A 22,348-nucleotide genomic window follows, 5' to 3' on the forward strand; every position below is an offset into this window, starting at 1 on the left:
TAGGTATTTCATTTGGTAAGAATCCTCCTTCTGCTATTTTTTTATAAACATCAATATATTCACTAGCTAATCTCTCTCGAGTATAAGACTCACCTTTAGAATCTATGAGTGCTTTCTTATCACTCGCTCCATGTAATCCCTTCCAGACTTTGGTAATCCCGACTTGATCAATTGTTTTACCTCCTTTTCCTTGGAGATAATTTTTCACTTCTTCTGTGTAGGGACCACTGTCGCTTGGGATGCTTTCCAGGATTTTTTGGGATTTTTCTACATCTTTTAAAGCTGCCTCAACACTTTTTCCATTTTCCAAGGCCTTATGGAATGTGAGAGCTTTCAAGCCTGTCCTGTCCATGTCATGAATCTGTAGGGCCGACTGAAGATCATACTGGGGAGTAAAACTAACAGCCTTATAACTATAATCTCCTCTAACTGTATCCGTAATAGAGCGACCTCCATAGTCAACTAATGCAGCTTTCAAAGCTGTATTTGATTTAACCATTTGCTCTGTAATCTCATTGGAAGTTTCTATATATTTACTTACTGCATGCAGTGCATCCAAGGATAAACCGGCCGGCTTAGCAAACTTACCAGAAAAGTAGTCCTTATTGTTTCTAACGGCTTCAATATGGTCTGACACTCCATCTTTATAAGTGAATGTATCTGAGAGAACAGTAATCCCCATTGCAGCGAGTGGCCCGTATGGACCTGCCGCCATTGAAGCTCCCATCTTCATAACATTTGACAAAAAATCTAGTGCTGCTTTATTTCGTTTCTCATCCAGTTTAAGAACTTCATTCGCCTCCTTTTCTCCAAAAACGGAAAGTGCATAATCATAAGAACTCACATTCACCTGCCCATTACTTCCAACTTGATAGTGCTGCATGTTAAAAGTGAGACCTTGTGTTGTCAATTTTAGAGAATTTGTATCCATCAGATGATAAGCTACTGTTTCTCCTGTTGATTGAGGAATTCTATTGGTTCCTACTTGGAAAACATTCATCCCTTCAAATAGACCCGTCAAAGAATTTGCCAAAAAGAGTTTCTGACGAATTTTAGCTAATTCTGGTTCAGCTTTCAATAATTCCTCTTTGTACTTCTCATAATCTGCGACAGAGCCGTTCTCAGGAAACTCTGGTTTAATTTCAAACGCTTTTCCGATAAGTAACAAACCGTAGCGATCCCCTCCCTTAATCAACTTTTCTGTATAAATCTTTACACTAGAGGTATCTTGATTTTGCAATGCATCTAAAAAAGTTTTTATGTTTGAATAATCACTCTTTCCTTCTTGAATGCGCTCAACTTCTGTAAAAATAAATCCATAGACAACCGTCATCATGTTCTCACTAACATGTGTAGCATTTACCTGCCCAAGGTTATTATAGGGGTCTGGAGAATAAAGCGCCTCCACGACTTTCCCATCTCCAGAATCACTGATAGCATCTATAGCATCTAGTTGACTGATACTGGTGATGCGCTTCGCAGCAATTGCTTGAACAACCGCACTTGGATCCAACTCCCCCAAATAGCGAGCATGATTTAAAACATTTTGTATGGCATCAAGGTTGCTTTTTGCTGTTTTTAGTCCACTAATAAATAGTTTGTAGTAGGCCTGCATATCCGCATCTACACTCGTACGCTTGCTCGCAGCGGCATCCAGTGAGTTTGAGGCTTTTTCATATTCCGATAATACACTAATCTTCCCCTGACCTAGAATAGTTGAGGCTGTCAAAAGATAACTATCTAATTTTTTCTGGATATCCTCAATCTTCGTTTTTTGATCGTTTTTGAGTTTTTGCTCAACTCCCTCAACTCCTGTTTCTCCATCTTGTGACCATGCCTCCTTGTCAAATCCTAATCCATTCATAAAAGATTCATAATTGGACATTGTCGCTCCAAAAGTTTCAATATAAGATGGATAGCTCTCAAAAACTTGACTTTGGATTGTGTTTAGTTTGTTTACAAACTCTTTAATCACAAGTCCTTCATTTCCCGAAATCTTTAGTTCAAATTTATTATTTGCTTGCGCTACTCCGGACTCATACTTTTTAGCTAGCTCCTTCATCTTTTCACCAAAAAATTGAAGCTGTTCTAAATTCGTTATTGTAATAGTTGCCATTAGTACTCCTGTTCTATAAATAAGAAAACCATTCTACTTTAAAGCAAAAGAGAGGCGTCTTGTTGAAGCGATCTATATTTAAACTCCAAATCACTAATGACTGTTGACCTTTCTTTATTAAACGCTCCTTCAACATCAGATAGAATTGCTTCTTCATCAGTGGTTAAATTCTCATATTTCTTACCTGCTAAGTGATATGTAGATTTTATTGTTTCATCATCTGATAAAACATACTCTACTTTGGTATTGATGCCATTTAAACCAGCAATGACTTGCTCAATTTGTCGCATTCTAGCTCTAATTATCGCTAATTGAGCCTCTTTACCTTCTGTTTCACCTTCTAAAATTACAGCCATTTTTTCCCCTTTCTATATCATTAATACTTTCATTTTACTTGCTAACCCATCGGAAACATAGTAATGTTCTTGTTCTTCCAACTGTGGCTCACGGACAGGTCTATTGGTCACTGTCAGAACTGATTGATCGCTTAAGCGAAGTGCTAAAATAGCCTGCTTATAAGAACGAGCAGTTTTTGAGACCACATCGATATGCTTAGTGATTAGTGGTGAACTCATTACAATTGAACCATATCCAGCTCGAGTTCCTTTATCTAAGACATAAGCCAATGTATCAAGCGCTTCTGAGTTTAATTCACTCACCAATTCAGTTAAATTGTAGATAACTACTGTTGCGACATGTTCTCGCTGTTTGCCTTCTAACCGTTCCTGAATCTTGAACTCCATCATATCTAATCCTTCTAGATATTCCTCTGGACTTGCAAGAATCGTCACACCTTCCATTTCAGGTAGGCTATGATACTTCGGTGCCAAGACGATGACCTTCTGTTTCCCTTTGGCAATGTGTTTCACCAAGGCCGTCATCTGCTCTTCTTTATCTGTTAGATAGAGAAGATTGCCTTTAGCCAGGTTCCATGTAACAGGTTCAACTGTCTCCAAGTCAAGTCCTAATGGCACGAGTCCGTGTTCATAGGCAGTCTGCACGCTTGCTCGACTATAGAAGTCTTTCTCTGTCAACTCCTCTGGCACCATCGGAATGGCACTTGGGCGCTGGCCGGTCCAGGCTTCTTGGAGGGAAGCGACTTCCTGACGTAGGTTGTTGAGGACTTGAGTGTCATTGGCTCCATAAACTGGGAGTGCCAGCTGGATGACATCCACCTCTTCCCGCTTCATAAGGGCACGTCCCTTGATATCTTCCATGGTCATGGCAAGGGGTGTAGAGCCCACGATGGCTCGCACTTCACCTGCCTCATTTTGTGGCAGGCTCAACTGGTGCTTGAAGTTCGAGTAGAGTTGAGCACGAAGGTTAGTCTGACGTCCGGCTGTCATCAAGAGGTGAACCCCGATACTGAGACCTTCACGAGAGATACGCACCAAGAGCTTGAAGAGTTCCGCCTCATAGGCTTCTTCCTTGAAGGCTTCATAGCTATCTAAGAGGATGACAATAGCCGGCTCTTCCTGACCACTGGCCTGACGGTAGAGGTCTAAAGTCCCAACACCATAGTCCGCAAGGAGTTTCTTACGACGGTTGAGTTCGCGCTCCATGATTCGTACAAACTTAGAGATTTTCTCCGTTTGGTCCAAAAGCATGGTATCTGCCACTTGTGGAAGCTTGGACAATGGAGCCAAACCATTGGTACCAAAGTCCATCAAGTACATGGTAAGGGCCTTGGGACTATGCTTTCTCGCCAAGTCCATGGCTGCGGTTTGCAAGAAGGTCGTCTTTCCTGTACCCGGACTTCCGTAGAGGAGGATATGACCATCCTTGGAGAGATTGATAGAAACGGCTTCCTGCTTCTGAGCCTGCGGGATATCTGCCATTCCAAGTAGAACTGAGAGTGGTTTCTCTTGTGCCCAGGCTACTGCTGGCTGTACTTCTTCCAGCTCGTCTAACGCGATGCGCTCTTTGAGCGGCGGCAACCATGGCTGTGGTACTGGAGGAATTTCTTGTTCTTCACACAAGAGCTGGATATGGTGCACTATCGCATCCAACTCTGTCGGAACTTCCTTGATCTCATCCACATCTTCTAAGCCTGATAGGTCTTCATTCAAGATCTCATATTGGCCCAATTCATTGATCAGGTAGATAGTATGGTCCTCGATCCCCATATCGTCCTTGTCCGGCTGGTAATCCGCCCCTGACCAGGCTGACTGGAAGAGCTCATAGACTTCGTTATTCCCGACCTGTAGATAGGCACGTCCTGTCTGGGTAATCTCGGCTGCGTCCGGTGTATGAAGCATTTCATTTGAGTCCGAACGATCTGCTACCTTAAGGGCGATTTTGAAGCGTGAGTTAGACCAGATCTGGTCATCCACCACACCAGATGGTTTCTGGGTAGCTAGGATCAAGTGGACCCCGAGGGAACGTCCGACCCGAGCGATGGATACCAGCTCCTTGATAAAGTCTGGCTGGTTAACCTTGAGCTCTGCAAACTCATCTGAGATGAGGAAGAGGTGAGGGAGCGGTTCTGTCGCTTCTCCGTTTTTAAATTTCTTCTGGTATTGATTGATATGGTTGACTTCGAACTCTCCAAAAAGTCGTTCACGACGATGGATCTCCGCATTGATCGAAGCCAGAGCCCGCATGGATTGGGCTCCATCCAAGTTGGTAATCGTCCCCAAGAGATGGGGAAGGTTTTTAAAGAGATTGGCCATCCCACCACCCTTATAGTCAATCAGCAAGAAAGCCACATCATGAGGGTGGAAGTTAACAGCGAGGGATAGGATATAGGATTGGATGGTTTCTGACTTCCCTGATCCAGTCGTCCCTGCGATCAAACCATGAGGTCCATGGGCTTTTTCATGCAGATTGAGCTGAACCAGGTCATCCTGACCACGCAGACCAATTGGTACAGCCAAACTCTTGTAAGGTGCGTTCTTTTTCCAACGGCTCGATACCTGCAAATCCTCAAAGGTCTCCGCCCCATACATTTCCATAAAGGTCACAGAATCTGGGATGGAACTCTTAAGATTTTGGAGGTGATTGAGAGGTGCCAAGGTACGGGCGATCCGCTCCTTGTCATAATCTGCTGGGAAATGATCCAAACGGAAGTCCGTCTCTTTCAAGACTCCTTCTTCCATGACCAGTTGGCCTGTATTACGGTCCTTGATATTGATCACTGTCTGAATGTTCTCAGACAAGGAACTCATGACATCCTCTACAAAGATGAGAGAACAGCCTAATTCCGTTGGATCTTCAGTAAAGAACTCCATGATGATATGATCCAAAATCAGCTTCTCATCGGTCACTAAAACCACGTAATGAGGATGGAAGAGGGTGCTCTCCTTGTGGGATGCTTCTTCCTTTTGACTACGGCGTAGTTTCAAGATTTGGTTCAAACTATTCAGAACTTGGTCCCGTGTTCGTTGATTGTAGACAAAACCGCGGACATTGAGTTCTTGCAGTTTGGCATGAGGGAGCCAACGCATCCAAGACCATTGCTCTTTTTCCTCTTCAGGCAGGATCGTAATAAACTGCACATCATGATAAGAATGGAAAGTCGCTAGCTGCATCACCAAAAGTTGCAGTTGTTCTAGAACGAGATTTCTAGGTCCAATATAACCCACTGGTCCATGGCTGAGGTTTGCCGGGATTGGCATATCTGGGATCTTTTTGTGACGACTATAGAGAGCGTAACCCTCTTCTTCTAGAGCATCCTTCTTACCACTACGCTCCTGTTGACCGTATTTCAAGTCATAGCTAGTCGGCATTTTCCCGAGTCCCAAACGATAGTATAAAAAGTCAAAATGCAAGGGAGTCTTTTCGTAGATCCGGTGATTGTAACTCTCAACCAAGTCCGTCAATTCTAAAATCGTTGGAAAATGATAGTGCATCCCTTCTTTTTGTTCTCGTTCCAGACGAGTCAATTCCTTGACCTTATCTTTCAGGTAAAGACGATAGAGATCGACCCGTTCCTTCTTATCAGCCTTGTACTTTTTACGATTTTTTATGAAACCACGGATAGAAAAAATCATTGTGGTTATGGACATCCCTACTGTCGCAAGGATATAGATCCCTCGAGGTTGAATTAAGGTGATTAAGACGGTTACTCCGACCATCATCAGAGGAGGAACGATCAGCTTTAACAGTTCATCACTCGGCTTAACCGGCTCCTGGCCTGGGGGATTGATCAAGATTTTATCCTCGCTACCACGATAGATGATCCGTGGAGAACGATGATAATCTGGATAATCTTCATAAAAACCATATCGAGATGGTTCTCTCAGAGTCAGTTGTGGCCCAACTTGGGCAGGACCCTGAACCCATACTTCATCAGGATAGAACTTGATCGTTACCGCCCCTAGACTCAACTCATCTCCAAAACCAATCAATTGCTGGTTCATTTGTTCCAGATGATTATTTCGATAGAATGCGCCCTTTAGTCGAGTTAATGTCCATTGATTTTGGGATTTTTGAAGTAAGAGTTCAACATCTCCATCTAGTGTGATCAACGCACCTCTTTGAGAGCCAATCTGAAACTCTGATAAATCCAAAAGGTCATAAACCCTTGGCTCCCCTTCTCGGAGATAAAAGACGACCTCACCCAAACGTAGACCATCTTTCAAGAGTCCCGCTTCATCATCGTACTGATAAAAGACCTCGCCACCATCGACCTTGAGCTGAATCGGTCTTTCCTGTTGAGAAAGGTAGACTTGGGCCTTTTCAGTCGCCCCGACCAAGACCGTCTTATCTGCACCCAGTTCTACTTCATAACGCAGACCTTGGCTGTAGAAAATGATTTGTTTTTTCATAATTTCTCTCCTTGGTCTACTTTAATTGCTAGAGGAGCTACTTGGAACAGGTTTCTTCTCAGATGACGGTTTGCTTTCAGAAGCCTTGTCTTGAGGGTTAGGAGTTGTAGAAGCATTGGAGCTTGATTCACTCGTTAGTAGCTCACTTCGACTATCCCAGTATTTCTTATACTCGCTTTCCAAAGTATTCAACTTACTTTCACGGTCTTTTCCTGACAAGTTACCATCTTCTCGAACCTGCTTGATTTCCTGAGTCAAAGCGTAGAGAATCAAGTCACTGTCGTTAATCCGTTTGGCAATATCAAGAGCCTCTTCAAAACGATTGCGCCCAACCTGGATCCAGTAAGTCAAATAAAGCTCATCTGACTTGAGTGTTACGTTGTTCAAGATGACTTTCTTTTGTTCAGAAGAAAATTCCAACCCCTGAATATAAGAGTAAGCCAACTCATACTTTTGCGTATTCGGCAAGCTAGCTGGATCAATTCTCTCTAATTCTGTAATAACACCACTATAATCCACTTTAATAAAGGCAGTATCAGCCTGCAACATCTTTTCTTTGAAAGGATTTTGCACAAAAATCAGATAGATCAGTGGAACGATTAGCAAGACAACGCTGGCTGTTAACCAAATCGTTGCCAATTTAAAGACACGATGGCGTCTACTTGGAACCAAGACCAAATCTGCCCGTTCTTTCGCAGCCTTCTCCGTGTAGTACTTCTCCAAAACAGCTACTGCAGCCTCTATATCATCTGCCTGACATAGGTCATTTAAGAAGTCTGGCAAGGTCTCTAATTCCAAGGAACCATTATAAAGATCCATGAAATCCAAATCGCTAAATAGTGTTACTGTAAAACATTTAGCCTGGCGTAAAAAATCTTCTGAGGATATGGATTGAGGAACCATCAGACCAGGAATTCCACGATAAGCAATCTTAGCTTGAGCATCCTTGGTAATAAAGAGATTTACTGGGTGCAAAAGGAAAGTCACAGGTAACTCCAAGGCGCCCTCTAGACGAAAAACGTTTAGGGCCAAACGGATTCTTTCCGAAATGGTACGTTCCTTTATTTCCTCATAAGTCAGTCCATGTGCTTCGACTTGATAGGAGAAGGTGACACTATCCTCATCAGACACCATCGATTGCTCCAAAAAGAATGGATGATGTAAATCCAATAGTAAGAGTTCCCGTAAATCTTGACTCGCAACATCTGAACGTTTGAGTTTTAATTCCCAGTTTGTTTCATTTTTTTCATAGACAAACGACTGTCCACCAAATTCAAATTTTTCTTCAGCCACCTATATCTCCTCAATTTCTACTAAATCTCCTGTCGTCATAGGATAATCAGACAGATGTTTCCCTTCATCAATCAACAAACCTTTATTGACAATTCTTAATTGATATTTTTTTCGCTTGATACCTGGATTAAAAATCGTATCCACTTCTCGCACCAGCCGGCGCACTTCAATTCGCCGTGGGATGCGAATATCCACATCTCTTTCTCTCAAACGTAGGGTAATATTGATATGTTGCTCCACCTTTTACACGCCTCCTATGCCTGGTTTATCCTTTTCTAAGTTATTTAGACAGACTAGTTGTAAAATTAGTCCATCCCTTCTACCATCACACGATAACTCATTACTGCCGTTGCTCCAAAAAGCAAGAAAATCAACACCACATAGAATATCTCTGGAAGAAAGTCATTCAGACCACCTTTTTCTACATGGCCTATATTTGTTTGGAACTTGATTGTTTTTTGAGCATTGGGCTGAAACAACTGTTCTTCAGAAGATTTTTTCACTGGTCTCTGTATAGCAGAAAACAGTTGGCCCCTTTCTGTGATCAACTGTTCCTCTTGATGCTGTTGCATGTCCTGCAACCTCTTTTGAGTTGCTTCATTAAAAAGCTCCTTGGTTTGTTCAGACTGTAGACCAAATTTCAATCCCTCTTTCTTTTCAAGTCGGGAATCATCAATCTGCAGACTGTTATCCTTCAAATCATCTGCAGCAGCCCCAGAGACTGCTGCACATGTTACTAAGGTAAGAAGGAAAAGAATGATTTTCTTCATATTTCTAATTTCTATTCTTTCTCAGCTTGGCTTGTTTGAAACCACAAACTACTTTCTCTGATAAAAACATTTATAACAAGTAAAACAGCTATGACAACAATCGTTGCAACAAAAGCGATAATTGCTGCTGGATGTCCATCAAAGTATCCTGAGAGCAAACCTTCTAATATCGATAACGCATTGAGATTTTTGATAAATGCTGGGAAACCAGTTAGACTTGCCGTTGTCCCAATAGCATTTGATAGGTAAACAAAGCTAATCATCATAAAGAAGGAGAGTCCCATACCAATCACTCGGAAATGTTTAAGCAATAGATATTGTCCTTGAATCAGTACAAATGCGGCTAAAACAATTAATAGAACCCAAGATGGTTGATACTCACGACCAACCTGTAGCTGAACACTTGATACAACACCAACTACCAATCCGACAACGAGACTTAAAGCAGATAGGATGGTTACCGTCATCAAGTCTGTATCATGTAACTTATCAAGTTTGAACTTATCTTTGACTTTGCGAATAACGTTTTGAGTTGCAAACAGATAGGCTGTAAAGAGGCTAACAATCTCCAATAGTAAAATCCATGTAAATGGACGGTAAACATTGACAGTCGCTTTCACTGAAGTAGCATTTTGGGTAACAGGATTGGATAAGAAGTTCAACAATACTTCGTTTGGTACCCCATTTTGATAGGCATTATTCAGAACCTTCACAAAGGATTCTACAAAGTTTCCATTGTTAGTTAATTCTTCGTTAAACTGCGTCATCAAGGAGTCAGCATCTTGTGACAACTTTTCAGTACTTGTTTGAGCGTTTGACAATTCACGATTGAAATTACCTAAAGTCTCATTCACAGACTCTGCAGCTTTGACATTACTTTGAGAAGATTCCTTCACACCAGTAGTTTCTGACAAGAGAGCTGCATAATCCGAATTTAGGGTAGCCAATTGATTATTAGTCTCTTCAAAAGCATCATTGCCTTTCCCTTGCTTCTCAACCAAATCCTTTAGATTTTCTTCCAACTTCTTGTACAACTCTAACTGTTCATTGATTTTTGTATTCAATTCTTGGTTGGTAGCCAAAACATCCTGCACATTTTTTTCTAGAACAGGCTTGAGAGTAGTCAGTTCTGACAAGGCTTTATCTACTTTTCCTTTAACACCCTCTGTATCTGTATCGCTAGCAGGTGCAGTCAGACTGTCTTCATACTTCTTCAGGTTTGAACTAATAGCTTCAAGCCAAATATTTGATAAAGCATCTGTTACATCACTATTTCGTAACTCTTTGACAGTATTGTATGCTTGTCTGAGTGCTTCCACCTTTTGGTAGTCAGAAGCTATTTTCTGAACCTTTTGTCCATAAGTCACTGCTGCTTGCTGAACACGAAACACATCTACTGGTGCACTAGCTGCTTGGACATCATTCAAGGAAATATTAATTGATTTTAGCTCTGCTTTTGGAGCTGGACTTGGAGTCCCGGTTGAACCTGTAGTTGTAGTTGAGGTTGTCTCTGCAACGCTATAGGCTACTTTAAAAGTCCCACCCGTCTTCAAATCAATTTCTTGACCAAACTCAACTGGTGTACCATCATAAGTGACGGAGTGAACTGTCACTCCTGATTCAGCTTTCCATGATACCTTAGCCTTTGTTCCTGTTCGTCCAACAGCACTCGTACTCGTGATTGCCTGATCTTCCAAATTCTTCAAATCAGTCGAATTGATTTCGTCGTTAGGCTCTTTGATTGTTTTTAATTCAGTATAGTCTACAGAAGGAATTGTGATTGGTGTCATACCAAAACCACGAAATTCTTTTCCACTAAAGTTTTCTTTTGGTAATTCTGAGATTGCAGAAGCCAACTGCTCTTTGAGAGATTCTACAGCCTTCTCTAGGTCTTTGTTTGCAGCTGTATCCAAAAATTGCTTAAGAGTGATGTTACTCTTCTCACTTGTTCCATAGTAAGTGGCTAATTTCTCATCAATAAAGTTATGAATATCCTTTTTATGATTTTCAAACTTGGTTCTTTCGTCTGTTAGATTGGTCTGTAATTTAGCAATCTCTTTGCTGATGTTTTCTGCGACTGTTTTATAGGAAGGTACAACTTCAGATGACGTACCATCAGATGATGCTGCTGTTCCGTCTATATTAGAAGTCAGACTACCTTGAGCTTTAATTAATTCCTTATAAGTTTTAATTTGTTCCTGAACGTCTTCCCGACTCTGAGAGATGAGCCCAGTGATAACATCCGCATGATTTTTCTTCTCATCTACTCTATTCTTAAGCAGAGTTCCAAACTTCTCACCATAGGCAATCTGCGAAACATCAAAACGACCAAAAATCTGTGAGTAGCCCTCCAAACCTGTCTTTAAAGCAGTGTTGGCGTCAACAGAAGAACTCGACATACTATAGAGAGTTGGGAAAAGATTTTTAGTGTTGATAGCTGTCCCATATAAGTTCGTACGATAGTTTCCGATATTGGTCGCTTGTATCTGTGAACTAGCTTGGACATTCTTTTGTGCAGTGTAAAGATTGTTCAAAATACTAGCCATATACATATCAACTAACTGACCATTCAAATCAGCAACAATGTCTTTTGCTAGTTTATTTGCATCATTTTCTACCTGCAAATTTCCTTGCGCATTCACCTTATAATTGATGGTTGTCTTATCAACATTGATGCTGTTAATATCGAGTATTTTTTCAGAAAAGTCACTAGGAATTGTTAAAACGAGTTGGTATTTCCCACTTTCTAACCCAGAATCAGCTGCTCCACGAGGGACAACAGACCAATTTTGTGAATTATCACGCTCGATATTTTTTACATAACTAGCACCTAGATTGTATTCTTTTGTATCTAAGTAGACAGGCTTATCTTCATTTACGATAGCTACATTTAATTTTGTCTGCTGATTAGCCTTTGCATTATTTTCATTGCTAATCGTTGTATTTTTTTGAACAGATAGATTCAAAAAAATAATCAATGCAAGCAACCCTAATGCCAACAGACTACTTCCTATATATTTAAAAATTCTATTCTTCCTCATATTACTTTAAATCTTCTCCATCATAAAAAATAGGAAGGCTCTCGCCCTCCTAAAGCCACTTATATAACAAATTAAATTTGTGATGCAAGATCTTGGTCGTTTTGCTCAACAATTTCAGCAACCTTGTTCAACTGTGCATTGATCTCATCAAGCAAAGTTGCAAACTCCTCAATTTTTGGAGACAATTCTGTGAATTGGCGATCAAAGCTCTCAAAAGCAGCACCTTTCCAGTTGTCTCGGATAGTATTTTGCTCTTGAGTCAATGTGCGAAGTACTTGTCTTACTTCCTCAGAACCTTGAGTGTACTTTTGAGCAGAGGTGCGCAATTCTTCTGTTGTTAATTGAATTAAAGCCATGTGAAACTCCTTTATATTAATTTACTCCCTCATTATATCAATAATTTGCCTCAATTGCAAGTTTAAAATTCATTTTTTATTCTATTTATAAAAAAATAAGAGCTATTTCCATCTAAAAACTAGTAAGAAGGATTAAATTATCTGCTTTTCTTGTATAATTACTTCTTTTTTTATCTATAATAACAAACTATAACAAATTCATATCATCCTTCTTTTATAAGGTATATTTGTCAAACGTTCTTTTCTTCTAACTTTCTATGAAAGTTTTTATTCTCTTGATGGCGAGCTTCCAGCACATTCTCTATACGACTCTTGTAAAGTTGATGATAGTTATCCAAATTGTTCTCTATCTCAAAGATATATGGTTGAATTTCAGCAAAACTACTATCTCTACATGCATAGGAAAGCGCCTCTAGGAGATGATCCGTCTCCCTGCTAAACTTGTGGAAATCATCATCCAAATCCATCTCCAAGCGTTCTAAGTCTCGTAATTTACGATTATGCTCATCCTCTAGTTTCTGAAGTTCCTTTTTATCCATGACCAGTTTTCTCCTAGCTTTTGATCGGACTCTGTAAAGTAGGGGTTTGCATGGTCTGGGTCAAGTAAGTTTCAGCAGCATCAGCGGCCTTGCCCTCAAATCCTCCCTTAATATTGTTTACATAGGTCTTAGAAGCATACTCTTGCATATCTGCGGCTGCTTCCTGCAACTTTTTAGTTAACTCAGTTCCTTTAGCAAGGATTGACAACTCTTTTGCAGTTACCAAGGCTCTGACTGCTTGGCGTTCTTGTTCCTTCATTCTTTCTTTGAAGCCTCTATCGAGTTGCTCTCTTGTAATTAAGGTATCCTCATCCGTTAGGACTAACATTTTTTCCCCTCCATGTTTGTTTTACATCCGCCAATAGATTATTAAAATCTTCAGCACTATCTGTATCTATGGTCTCAAAGGAACCACTAGCTTTAACCAAGCTTTCCCCCAGTTGCTCGATTTGTGTCAGGAAGGATGTTGCTGCAGTCTTCGTGTCACTTGCAAGGCCTTCATCCCAAAAGCTTGTTGTGTCAAAACCAGAAAGTAGATTTGTAACTTCTGAACTTGACAAATATCCAACCATGTCAAACGCTGTCTGTCTCGTTTCTTTTATCATGTTTTGAATATCTTCCTTAGCATCTGAAAGTAAGGTTTTCACAGATTTAACTTTATCTTCCATGTCAAAATTTGCCAACTGGGCTGCTGTCTGAAGCAACTGAGCTCGGACCAAAATTCTCTTTTCTCCTGTAAGATTACCATTTCTCAGTTGTTCCTGATAACGAGGAATAGCTTCACGATCCCACTTTATAGATTCCTGACGAGCTTCTTCGACAATCTTACTATATTCAGTTGTAAAATTCTCGTAAACGCCATAACCGATAGCTGCCTTATTTACGATTTCCCCCCTCATAATGGCATTTAAAACATTTGAGGCTACATTTTCATCAACTCCTAGATTTCTTAAAACATCCAAGGTTGTCGCAATTAATCTAGCCAACTTTTCACCTGCCCTGAGCAATTCTGGGTGAAAATCCACAGACGCAGTCAATAAATTTCCCTTTCCATCCGATTGGAAAACACCAAAGTCATGGGAACTTTCCGGATCAGTAATCTGGGTATAATGAAGGGGGACAAGGACATTGACTTTACCGACGGGTTTTTTAAGAGGTTCATCGGAGTCCCCAGGTAATTTGGTAATGGTATGCTCACGATTGAGCATACCCACGACATCAAAAGGATTGACATAGTACTCTATTTTTTCGCTAATCTTTTTGATTTTCTCATCACTGAGTCCCATTTTCTTTAAACTCTTTGTCGTGTCTGGGCCGTCAAAGAGGATCACTTTGCCGATTTTCTCCAGTTCCTCATCGCTGAGGCCCGCTACTCCTTGGGCAGAGACAATGGTTCCTAGGGAGTGACCCGTGATGTCCATCGTAGCTTGCGGAGCTTTTTCAGTCATCTCTGCGATCTTCGTTTTCATTCCTACTGTCGCTAACTTGGCTTGCGGCGTATGGATATGATTGAGAGCGAACTTAGCATCGTTGTCAACCCAGTCGTTCCAATTTTCTTTACTGATGGCATCACTTCCGCGGATAGCCATATAGGTTTTCTTGGTATCATTAGTCAAGGTTGGCGTATCCGTTAAGTAGTAGGCACTGAAACCAGCTTCATCATCAGTTAAGAGTCCTTTTTGATAACGTTTGTGATGAACATCCTGCCTCATCCCATTCGCATCAGGAACTGGTGTCGATGTGACTTTATAAGTATCTCGCAACTCAGGATCTGGTTGCAAGTAGACTCTACCATTATGGGGAAGATGTTTACCTCCAGGGGTGATTTCTTCGTTATAAATTATTTCTTTTGAATAGTCAAACACTCTTGCTTCTATTGAATTATTTTTAGGTGGAAAATTATTGGGACGACCAATATAAGCCGATTGCGCTAAATCCGCATAAAAATTATCAAAGGTTTTTAAATTACTGTTAGTCATAAATCTCCCATACGTTGCCTTTCAAAACTCTTATCGGTTGCATTTCAGAAATTTTCTTAATATTGGGAATACTATTGCTATTATATTCTATAGGGAAACCAATTGTAAATTCAGTATCTTCATTGTTATTTATTTTTCCATCCAATGTTATAATATATCCCCCACCTTGAGGGGTACCATTTCCTATATTTTCTACTTTCATACTATCCCAATCAAATTGGACACTTTCGACTTTAGGATTTCTAGACTTTATAAAGTTCGCCATCTCCTCTTCATGCTCCTTCAGATAAGCCAACTGCTTAGCCCGTGGGCTCAGAGTTATTCCTCCAAATAGATTTGTTTTCTGTGCCATCCATGCGCCTCCTCCAAATACTACAAGGGCTATAACTAGCCAAAGTAAAGTACGTTTTTTCATCTCTTTCCTCCTATATAGTGGAATCTAAGTATATTATATCATGAATGTAAAAAAAAAATACTTTTAGCAAGTATTGTAAGTCAATTGGGAATGAATGGTGTTAAATTTGAGTAAAAATTATCAAAGGTTTTTAAGTTACTATTACTCATAAAGATCCCATAAATTTCCTTTCAAAATTCTTATTGGCTGCATTTGAATAATAACAAGTTTCTCAGGGGTTTCATTTAAATTATGTTTTAGCGGAAACCCTAATGTAAATTGAGTATCCTTATTGTTATTGATTCTACCGTTCACTGTCATCATATAACCCCCACCTTGAGGAGTTCCATTTCCTACCTGACCAACCTTCATACTATCCCAATCAAACTGAACACTTTCAACTTTAGGACTTAAAGCTTTCACAAAATCAGCCATATCCTCTTCATGCTCCTTTAAATAAGCCAACTGCTTGGCTCGCGGACTAAGAAATACTCCTCCGAATAGATTTGTTTTCTGCGCCATCCATGCTCCTCCTCCAAATACTACAATGAACAAAACCAGTAAAATCAAGGCACGTTTTTTCATATTGATGCTCCTTCAGATATATCATCTCCCTCTTACAATCCAAAACTCCTTAATTAAAAACAAATTACGGATCTATTGTTGCTTTAGAAATAGAAGATTGTCATTAAAACTAGTATAGCATAAAAGCCTCAAACAGCCTATTTCACCAATCACTCTTCTTGAAGATTTGTTAATAATTTGACCAGAAGGATTTGAGTTGAATGCAAAGAAACAATAGTGTGAATTTTGCTAAAAATCATCAGAAAAGCACCCATGAGGTAAACTCTTGAGTGCTTTGAAATGTTGATATAATCGTATTGATTAACGTTTTGAGGCAACTGACTTTGTCAGATTACACCAATTTAGTATGAAAATATAAAAAAGAACACCTCGGAAGGTGCTCTTTGTAAGTATAGTAATTCTCTCGAATTAACGTTTACTAAATTGTGATGCTTTACGAGCTTTCTTAAGACCTGGTTTTTTCTACATTATGATATTTATGGTAAATTATCACTAAAATCAAGTAATTTTAAGAGATAAATCCTCAATATTTACATATATAATCCTTTTGAAAATCGAGAGGTTATCAAAGGGTTATCACATTTTAGTTTTCGGAGCTTATGTAGTTGAGAAATACGAAATACCGTATCATAAAGATGATGTACAGTTTAGCAACAAATATACAGTTTCTTCGTGCCTGGACAATTTCTTTTTCTATCCTGAAGATATTTAAACAGTTCTATATATTATTTCTTGTGAGTAATTTTCATCAAAAAATTTCGGGTATTCGGATTTTATGGTGGAAAAGGGCTTATAAATCACCCTTCTCCAAATTCTTAATAAGTGTGGAAAAATCGACACCTAAGTTGTCTGTAATGTCGTGATCATTCACTTCATACCAATTGAAAGTATCGTATAACATAGCTTTATTGAAAGCACTTGAATTAAATCGTGGCTTACGCTTTTTATGGAGCTTCTCATTGAAAAGGATTTTGGCTCGTAAGGCATCAAACGAGTAACCTCTACCCATTCGCTCTACCTGCCTAATAATGCTGTTAATTGACTCCGTATAAGCATTAGTGAGCCTTTTATCAAAGTAGTTGAATATTTCAACATGCCAGTTGTCTACGGCTCTCACGAGGTCTTTATATGCGTCTTTAGAGTTGCTGGACATACAACGGTGTCTCCATTGACTATAACGAAGATGACCTTCATCTGGATCAGGAGTATCCCATATCCAGTAAAACTCTTCTTTGAGTTCATAGGCTTCTTTTAAAGCAGGAAGATTACCTAACCAAGTATCTAAGAGGAATGATTCACGTTCATTTAGATCGTGTTTACGCTTTAGAAGGATAAACCTTTCACGCATAAGGTACGTCTTTCTTTTTGGCTCATATGGGCTTTCAAAGACTTTCTGACGTTATCTAAGGCTTGATTAGCCATTCTAACTACATGAAACTTATCTACGACAACTTTAGCGTGTGGAAGGATAGTGTTCACTGCGTCTTTGTAGGGCTTCCACATATCCATTGTGACGTACTCAATGTAAGTCCTGTCACTGATTTCTGAAAGACGTTGGATGACTGTTTCCTTGTTACGGTTAGGCTTGATGTCATAAATAGTCCTGCGTTCAATATTAGTCAATACAAGCCGAGGTCTACGGATAATATGTATCTCGTCTATCCCAAGCCACTTAGGAGTTTCAAACTGGTATTCACGTTCTTTGAGTGCCACATAGTCCTTAAAAACGTTCCTAATGGTTTTTTCGTCAACACCAACGCTTTCTGCGACTTCTACAAAGGTCTTAGACATGGATTGCTCTTGAATGGACTTTAAAAGCCTTTTGGTCATACTACGCTTTTCATCTACAGATATTAGGCGTTCCCAGAAGGTAGATCTGCATTCACGACACTTGTATCGTCTACGGTTCAATTGTAAGCCCACTCGCTTTAAACGAATGGGCAAATCCATAATTAGTTGATTTCTTGAACTGTGTTTGTACAACTTGTCAAAACCACATTCAGGACAACATTCAGGTGGTCCGACTGCTTCAACTTTAAACATCATATCGGTTTCATTTTCTTGTGGCGGTTCTATTGTTTTAATGTCTGGAAAGGATAATAAGTCTGACATATTATTCATCCTTTATTACTCTGCGGTGTTAAGGTATCAATTATAGATTTGATGTCGAAATCATCAGTGTTAAATTATTTTTGTGACCACAAATGCACTTAGAAAATCCCTTAAAGCATTAGCTGGTTCACTTGAATAGGGAGTTGTAAAAAAGTTCCCTTAGCCTGCACAGCAAGATAATTTCGAAACATCTTTATCAAAAGTTAGGACAGCCAGCTTCAATCCTTCTGCCATTGTTAGATATGGAGCCATCGTTTCTCTCAGATCTCCAACAGTTAAACCGAATTTCACAGCTAATGTTGCTGCATAAATTACGTCTCCTGCGTTTTCTGCCACTACATGCGCCCCTAACACTTTCAATGTTTTCGCGTCTGCCACTAATTTGAAAACACCTGTTGTTTCCCGATTAACGAGCGCTCTTGGAACAGCATCCAACGGCAATACCGATGTTTTCACTTCATATCCTTTTTCTTTTGCCTGTTGCTCCGTTAAACCAACCGTTGCAATCGATGGAGAAGTAAACGTAACGCCTGGAACCACTTCTAAATTGACCTTTTGATTTAGTCCTCCGATTGCATTACGAGCAGCAAGTCCACCTTCATAAGCAGCTACATAAACAAATTGGGGACCGAGAGTGACATCTCCAGCTGAATAAATTCGGGAATTGGTCGTTTTAAGATAATCATCAATGACAATTTCACCACGGGAACCAACTTCAACGCCTGCTGCATGTAAGTTTAATGATTCTGTATTTGGTTTTCTTCCAGTGGCAATTAGCAATTGTTCTGCTTCAATAATTCGCTTTTTACCATTTATCTCAACATGAACTTTTTTAATGTCTCCATCTTGCTCAACTCGTTCATAGGTTGCACCTGTTACTAAATTAATTCCCTGTTCTGTTAAGGCCTTAGTAATGGCTTCTGAAATTTCAGGATCGTATTCTTTTAATAGACGCTCGCTTCTTTGAATCAAAGTGACTTCTGACCCGAGGTTATGAAATAGTTGTCCTAATTCCATGCCGATATATCCTGAACCAATTACGGTAAGACGATTTGGAACCTTCTTTAATTCCAATAAGCTAGTGCTTGTTAAATAATCTACTTCATCTAATCCGGGAATATTAGGTGCAGTTGAAGAAGCACCTGTAGCTATTAAAAATCTTTTGGCTGTGATTTGATTGCCATTTACTTCAACTGTATTTTCATTTACGAATTTTGCTTCACCTTTTATTAATTCAAAACCATAATCATCAATTAAATTCACATATTTTTCATTTCGCATCTCGGTTACTAAATCATTCTTTTGTTTTACTAATGGCGCTAAATCAACATTTGAAGCCGAAGTGTGTAATCCCACAAATGGATTATTTTTTGCTAGATGATTGATTTCCCCTGCTCTTAATAAGGTCTTAGAAGGAACGCATCCGACATTAACGCAAGTTCCACCCACCGTTCCACGCTCAATCATAGCCACTTTTGCGTTCAAAGTAACGGCTTCAATGGCAGATGAAAAGGCAGCTCCACCAGAACCGATGATGATGTAATCATAATCATAGTTACCTTCATCATTTAAACTTACATCTGTCCTTTTTTCCGATTGCACTTGTATTTCTTCTGCTTCGCCCGGGTGATATTGTGCGTCAGTAATCGCTGTTTTCGCGATATCAATGTCTACATCATACGGTAGTTCAAACAGTGCTTCTCCGCGACGAAAGTCTACTTCAATCCCTTTTGCACCTGCATTTTCAAGAGCAACCGCAATATGTTCTTCACAACCAGTGCAGGTCATTCCTTCAACGTTTAGCCGATATTTTTTCAATAAATTCGTCTTTTGTTCCGATTGAAATTCTTCTGCTTCGCCCGGGTGATAATTTGCGTCAGCAATCGCCTTTATTGCACTTTCAACCTCAATATCATCGGACAGTTCAAATACTGCTTCACCACGACGATAACTAGACTCAATATTTTTAGCACCTATCTTTTCAAGTGCTGATTCTACGTGTTTTTCACAACCCGTACAAGTCATTCCTGAAATGTTTACCTTAAATTTATTCATAAAAAAGCTCCTTTCGTTAATTAATCTCTCATGTTAATGTTTCTATTATTGGACACGAATGTAATTGCTTTTCATCTGGACATCGTTGTTTTAAGTCGTCTAACATAGTTTCAATTCGTTTTAAATCCTCTATTTGTTTTTGCACTTCCTTTTGTTTTTTAGAAACAAATTCGAACATATCTTGACAACGAACTTCATCTTTATCTACAACACCAAGTAATTTATAAATCTCGCTTAAAGAGAAACCAAGTTCCTGTATTCGTTTAATAAGCCCAACACGCTTAACGTCATCATATGAATATATCCGATAACCAGCTTCCGTTCGGTGAGGTTCTTGTAATAAATTTTTTCGCTCGTAATATCTGATCGTTTCTTTATTAACTCCACATTTATCTGCAAACTCACTAATGCGATAAATCATCTTATTTCACCCCCTGAATATTATAAACCATGTACCATAGTACACGGTCAAGTAAATTGGACTATTTTATTTTTTTCCCAAAGTATCACTCGTATGTGATTGATACTTTTATATAATACTATTGATTATCCTAACATCCCACCAGAAAATCCGATTTAAACACCAGTTGTTTTTAAACTATTAAGAAAGTAATTCCACTATATATTCCGAAGACCCGAAATTTCATAGAGTAGCTCCCTAGAATCATGGAAAAGTAGTAAAAATAGTTGTTATCCTAGTTGATTAAAAAAATCTCTAATTTCCTCATCTTTTATAAAATAATATATAATTTTCCCCTCTCTTCTAGTGTCCAAGATGTTTTGATTGGCTAGTTTACGAAGATGGTGGGAAGTAGATGCCATACTGAGATTTAGTAAACAGGCTATATCACAGACACAGAGTTCTTCAACAGCAAGAAGATAGAAGATGATATTTATCTGTTTATTATCGGTAAATTTTGTTAAAATGCGAAGTGATTTTTGGACTTTTTCCTTTTCAAGGTAGTTCGTTGCGGTTGTAATATTTTGCTGATTTATAACATTCACTTGGCAGATACTATCTTTTTTCATAATATTTTCTCCTAGCCTAATATAGTCCATAGTATGTCAAAACTGTTATTTTCAATCAGGATATATATCCCCAATCCTAAATAAACAACGGCAATAAACCATCTGCTATATTTTTCCAAAATTTCTCCAACAGAAGAGACTTGTGCCAATTTTTGGGCAGAAAAAACCAAGAGATAAATCATGACTAGAAAGGTAAGTAAAGCTACTATCAAATTTGCTAAATTTAAGGTAGTAAAATATGGAACAAAGACACCAATATTGTCAGCACCACAACTTGCAAAAGTAATCATAGCGACTAGAAATATCAGGTTTTTATTATCTTTGCGCAAACCTTCTTTGGCAATAGCTTCTCCATCAGAATCTCCTAAAAGCAAAACTTTGAGACCTAGGAAAATTGGAATCAAACCGAGTAAACCTAAAATCTCTTTACTAGGAATATAATTTAAGACAAATGCAAAAAGCAAACTTAGCAATATTAGACTAACAGAGCCTAGAAATTGTCCTAAATAGATGTTAATGATGTCTTTTCTGCTTTTTCTTTTGGCAAAAAATAACATTAGGATAATAAGTAAGTCTACGGCTGTCCCAGAATACAGTATTATTGAAGTAACAACATTTTGAATCATAAAACACCTCATTCAAATATATTTTTGAATGTATTTTAACATTAAACTTTGTAGATGTCAACTTAAAATTCACCAATTAATAATTGCATGTCAATATTTGTATTGTGAAACTAGTTTCAGAAATATATAGTCTTAAAGTATGTCCACTGCCAATGGTTTTTTCAATATTTAAGAGGAGATTTATAATGGTTCATTTCTATAAATTTATAAACGAGTTATATATTTTGTTTAACCAATTATTAACTATTTTTATCAATAATCACTTCATTAATTTGTACTTTTTAATTTTGATTTATTTTTCGTGCATATTTTATATGAATTTAATTCTAATACATTTTAAATAAAAAATACGCAATTTTAATTGGCACTGACCCCCGTAAATGAGAACTAAATAAAAACACCTCCAAGTTGGATTTGGTACAATATAATCAAATGCTCATGGAGGTGTCTTTTTATGGTTAAAAAACGTGTGGAGACGGTGGTATTATTGTCAAGAAAATAAAATAACAAGCTATAAAACTGTCGAAATAGGTGGCTTTTAGGATTTTAACAGAAATCAGTTCTATAATAAATTAAAAATCGTGTTGGTAGAAAAATCGTCTACTTCTACCAACACGATTTTACAAAGAGCCATTACTTACATCTCTTTTTCTCCTGTAAAACTATTGTATCTTGATACTTTAA

Annotated in this window: 17 protein-coding genes and 1 pseudogene; all 18 read right to left on the bottom strand. The window is 38.7% G+C overall.

Features of this window, described 5'->3' with window-relative positions; genetic code table 11:
• A partial coding sequence (locus HMPREF2655_RS10340; RefSeq protein ID WP_070837564.1) for a hypothetical protein occupies window positions 1-2,116 on the bottom strand: 2,116 nt, incomplete at its 3' end.
• 38 nt (window positions 2,117-2,154) lie between these two features.
• Window positions 2,155-2,472, bottom strand: coding sequence for an ATP-binding protein (locus HMPREF2655_RS03305; RefSeq protein WP_070837566.1), 318 nt, complete (start codon window positions 2,470-2,472; stop codon window positions 2,155-2,157).
• Window positions 2,473-2,484: 12 nt separating this feature from the next.
• Window positions 2,485-6,885: a type VII secretion protein EssC gene (gene essC / locus HMPREF2655_RS03310; protein WP_070837568.1), complete on the bottom strand. Its 4,401-nt coding sequence runs from the start codon at window positions 6,883-6,885 to the stop codon at window positions 2,485-2,487.
• 21 nt (window positions 6,886-6,906) lie between these two features.
• Complete coding sequence (essB, locus tag HMPREF2655_RS03315) at window positions 6,907-8,178, bottom strand: type VII secretion protein EssB (protein ID WP_000796947.1); 1,272 nt, start codon at window positions 8,176-8,178, stop codon at window positions 6,907-6,909.
• Window positions 8,179-8,418 carry an EsaB/YukD family protein gene (locus HMPREF2655_RS03320; protein ID WP_000434883.1) on the bottom strand — a complete coding sequence of 80 codons (240 nt, stop codon included), beginning with the start codon at window positions 8,416-8,418 and terminating at the stop codon, window positions 8,179-8,181.
• A gap of 65 nt (window positions 8,419-8,483) precedes the next feature.
• Window positions 8,484-8,948, bottom strand: a complete 465-nt coding sequence (gene essA / locus HMPREF2655_RS03325; RefSeq protein ID WP_000720508.1) for a type VII secretion protein EssA — start codon at window positions 8,946-8,948, stop codon at window positions 8,484-8,486.
• Between the two features lie 11 nt (window positions 8,949-8,959).
• A complete protein-coding gene (gene esaA / locus HMPREF2655_RS03330; protein WP_070837570.1) occupies window positions 8,960-11,989 on the bottom strand; it encodes a type VII secretion protein EsaA in 3,030 nt (1,009 codons plus the stop codon).
• Window positions 11,990-12,060: 71 nt separating this feature from the next.
• Entirely contained in the window at window positions 12,061-12,345 is a 285-nt protein-coding gene (locus HMPREF2655_RS03335; RefSeq protein WP_001173991.1) for a WXG100 family type VII secretion target, read from the bottom strand.
• Between the two features lie 230 nt (window positions 12,346-12,575).
• Window positions 12,576-12,884 carry a hypothetical protein gene (locus HMPREF2655_RS03340; RefSeq protein WP_000358232.1) on the bottom strand — a complete coding sequence of 103 codons (309 nt, stop codon included), beginning with the start codon at window positions 12,882-12,884 and terminating at the stop codon, window positions 12,576-12,578.
• Window positions 12,885-12,897: 13 nt separating this feature from the next.
• Entirely contained in the window at window positions 12,898-13,212 is a 315-nt protein-coding gene (locus tag HMPREF2655_RS03345) for a hypothetical protein (protein WP_000960730.1), read from the bottom strand.
• On the bottom strand, window positions 13,193-14,863 hold the full coding sequence (locus tag HMPREF2655_RS03350) for a cutinase family protein (protein ID WP_070837572.1): 1,671 nt from the start codon (window positions 14,861-14,863) through the stop codon (window positions 13,193-13,195). Before HMPREF2655_RS03350 ends, HMPREF2655_RS03345 begins: the two co-directional genes overlap by 20 nt.
• On the bottom strand, window positions 14,856-15,278 hold the full coding sequence (locus HMPREF2655_RS03355; protein WP_000747465.1) for a hypothetical protein: 423 nt from the start codon (window positions 15,276-15,278) through the stop codon (window positions 14,856-14,858). The genes HMPREF2655_RS03350 and HMPREF2655_RS03355 overlap by 8 nt, the downstream gene beginning before the upstream one ends.
• 141 nt (window positions 15,279-15,419) lie before the next feature.
• On the bottom strand, window positions 15,420-15,842 hold the full coding sequence (locus tag HMPREF2655_RS03360; protein ID WP_070837574.1) for a DUF1433 domain-containing protein: 423 nt from the start codon (window positions 15,840-15,842) through the stop codon (window positions 15,420-15,422).
• 790 nt (window positions 15,843-16,632) lie between these two features.
• Window positions 16,633-17,954: pseudogene (locus tag HMPREF2655_RS10215) on the bottom strand (ISL3 family transposase).
• A gap of 159 nt (window positions 17,955-18,113) precedes the next feature.
• Window positions 18,114-20,009: a mercury(II) reductase gene (gene merA, locus HMPREF2655_RS03370; RefSeq protein WP_083321221.1), complete on the bottom strand. Its 1,896-nt coding sequence runs from the start codon at window positions 20,007-20,009 to the stop codon at window positions 18,114-18,116.
• 28 nt (window positions 20,010-20,037) lie between these two features.
• Window positions 20,038-20,430, bottom strand: coding sequence for an Hg(II)-responsive transcriptional regulator (gene merR, locus HMPREF2655_RS03375; RefSeq protein ID WP_000640389.1), 393 nt, complete (start codon window positions 20,428-20,430; stop codon window positions 20,038-20,040).
• Between the two features lie 269 nt (window positions 20,431-20,699).
• Window positions 20,700-21,038, bottom strand: coding sequence for a Cd(II)/Zn(II)-sensing metalloregulatory transcriptional regulator CadX (gene cadX / locus HMPREF2655_RS03380; protein WP_070837576.1), 339 nt, complete (start codon window positions 21,036-21,038; stop codon window positions 20,700-20,702).
• A gap of 11 nt (window positions 21,039-21,049) precedes the next feature.
• Window positions 21,050-21,664 (bottom strand): CadD family cadmium resistance transporter, encoded by a 615-nt coding sequence (locus HMPREF2655_RS03385; protein ID WP_000615750.1) that lies wholly within the window; start codon window positions 21,662-21,664, stop codon window positions 21,050-21,052.
• Window positions 21,665-22,348 lie beyond the last annotated feature (684 nt).

Origin of the sequence: Streptococcus sp. HMSC066F01 (genome assembly GCF_001837335.1) — a bacterium.
In the GTDB taxonomy this organism is placed as follows: domain Bacteria; phylum Bacillota; class Bacilli; order Lactobacillales; family Streptococcaceae; genus Streptococcus; species Streptococcus oralis_S.

What these genes read in the sequence shown, in the direction of transcription:
- HMPREF2655_RS03305 (WP_070837566.1), bottom strand. Translation starts at nt 2,472, where the DNA reads ATGGCTGTAATTTTAGAAGGTGAAACAGAAGGTAAAGAGGCTCAATTA.
- essC (WP_070837568.1), bottom strand. Translation starts at nt 6,885, where the DNA reads ATGAAAAAACAAATCATTTTCTACAGCCAAGGTCTGCGTTATGAAGTA.
- essA (WP_000720508.1), bottom strand. Translation starts at nt 8,948, where the DNA reads ATGAAGAAAATCATTCTTTTCCTTCTTACCTTAGTAACATGTGCAGCA.
- esaA (WP_070837570.1), bottom strand. Translation starts at nt 11,989, where the DNA reads ATGAGGAAGAATAGAATTTTTAAATATATAGGAAGTAGTCTGTTGGCA.
- HMPREF2655_RS03335 (WP_001173991.1), bottom strand. Translation starts at nt 12,345, where the DNA reads ATGGCTTTAATTCAATTAACAACAGAAGAATTGCGCACCTCTGCTCAA.
- HMPREF2655_RS03340 (WP_000358232.1), bottom strand. Translation starts at nt 12,884, where the DNA reads ATGGATAAAAAGGAACTTCAGAAACTAGAGGATGAGCATAATCGTAAA.
- HMPREF2655_RS03345 (WP_000960730.1), bottom strand. Translation starts at nt 13,212, where the DNA reads ATGTTAGTCCTAACGGATGAGGATACCTTAATTACAAGAGAGCAACTC.
- HMPREF2655_RS03350 (WP_070837572.1), bottom strand. Translation starts at nt 14,863, where the DNA reads ATGACTAACAGTAATTTAAAAACCTTTGATAATTTTTATGCGGATTTA.
- HMPREF2655_RS03355 (WP_000747465.1), bottom strand. Translation starts at nt 15,278, where the DNA reads ATGAAAAAACGTACTTTACTTTGGCTAGTTATAGCCCTTGTAGTATTT.
- HMPREF2655_RS03360 (WP_070837574.1), bottom strand. Translation starts at nt 15,842, where the DNA reads ATGAAAAAACGTGCCTTGATTTTACTGGTTTTGTTCATTGTAGTATTT.
- merA (WP_083321221.1), bottom strand. Translation starts at nt 20,009, where the DNA reads ATGAATAAATTTAAGGTAAACATTTCAGGAATGACTTGTACGGGTTGT.
- merR (WP_000640389.1), bottom strand. Translation starts at nt 20,430, where the DNA reads ATGATTTATCGCATTAGTGAGTTTGCAGATAAATGTGGAGTTAATAAA.
- cadX (WP_070837576.1), bottom strand. Translation starts at nt 21,038, where the DNA reads ATGAAAAAAGATAGTATCTGCCAAGTGAATGTTATAAATCAGCAAAAT.
- HMPREF2655_RS03385 (WP_000615750.1), bottom strand. Translation starts at nt 21,664, where the DNA reads ATGATTCAAAATGTTGTTACTTCAATAATACTGTATTCTGGGACAGCC.